At 45.9% G+C, this 1,328-nt stretch carries 1 protein-coding gene; it reads left to right on the top strand.

All coding sequences use genetic code 11. The features are described 5' to 3' along the window. Nucleotides 1–1,328 (top strand): hypothetical protein (locus tag GZ78_RS29770; protein WP_034843385.1); only part of this gene is annotated, 1,328 nt, incomplete at both ends.

The following is a 1,328-nucleotide window of genomic DNA, read 5'->3' as shown; positions in this document are numbered from 1 at the left end:
TAGCTCAGTTCCTGTTCGCTCAGGAGGTTTTGCTCCCCACTACTTACTTACCAGAGGTAGATGCTTATGGCGAGATTTCCTGCTCTCCGCCGCTGTTAAGTAGTAGCAGTGCATCAAACCGTTGTGATGATTCGCTGGTTATTGAAGGCAAAGCATTTAATGGGATTGGTTTGGCTTTCAATTTAATTCTAATTGATGGCAATAGCTTGGCTGACGGCAAAATGTACTTTTGCCCGAATACGCCCGAAGGGAGTTGTATTCTTGCTGTAACCCATATGACTTTTGCCGGTTTGAGGGAGTGGTTGAGATCCTTTCCTACAGAATCGTTTTTTGTTGTTATTAATGTTATTAAATTTGATGGAGAAACCTATTGGGTTTGTAGCCTCTCTGCCAATGTCTTTTGGCCTTATGCGACCACCTCACTTTCATGGATAGGCACTGATTTATCCCCTGCTGCCTCCCTGGTTCTCAAACATCAGCCCGAAGGTTCGGCCAGTGGTTATCAGGAGTTCCAGTTTTATCAATGGCAGGAGGAACCTGAGCCAGGGCTACCGTCCGCCCTGTTTGAATTTGATCTCAGTGTGTTAGCACAGGGCGCAGTTCAAAACATTAGTATTCTTTTTACAGTCAGTAAAGCAAAGCTTCGTCGGCCCGAAGATCATATAAAATCGTTTATTGTCAATGTTGATCCGGAGTTAATGGCTTTAGACTCTGTGGTTCATATTTTGGTCCATCCGGTTCTTAGAGGAACACAAATTAAAGCCCATTACCCCGATGCTTGCTTTACGGGCTCGTCGTCTCTGGTCGGCGTGAATCGATTTGAAAGCCTGAATGGTTTCAGGAAGGTGCTGTATCCTAAGCCAATGATCCATTTTCAGTGGCGCAACGTTGCTTTTCCCGAGACTATTGGGCCCGTTTCGGCCATCAGCTCAGAAGGAGAGGCATTGAACGTTTTGTGTCATGAGGATTCACAAGACCGAATGAATTGCCGTATTGATATGAGTGGAGTCCCCCCGCTTCAGTGGATCGAAATTCTGGGCGGGGACCTTCCTGATGCTCAGTGTGACCGGCTCCATGATCTTGGCGTATTCTGGCAACTCGGTGAGCTCTCAAGAACAGCGGATAAACAAGGTGTCGTTCATGTTGTCTGGCAGGCAGCAGATATTAAAGCTGAAGCCTACCAAGTATCGATAGCTTGTACACATAACGAACAAGTAAAGATTGTCAGCGTTAATTTCCTCGAAAGTAATCAAACCCAAAAAGAGCAGGGTTGCCGCTTCTACTGTTCTATTTCTGTGACTCCTTTTTATAAGGGAGAGTTGCAGCCG

Source organism: Endozoicomonas numazuensis (genome assembly GCF_000722635.1).
Taxonomy (GTDB): Bacteria; Pseudomonadota; Gammaproteobacteria; order Pseudomonadales; family Endozoicomonadaceae; genus Endozoicomonas_A; species Endozoicomonas_A numazuensis.
This window is presented reverse-complemented; position numbering and strand designations above follow the sequence as displayed.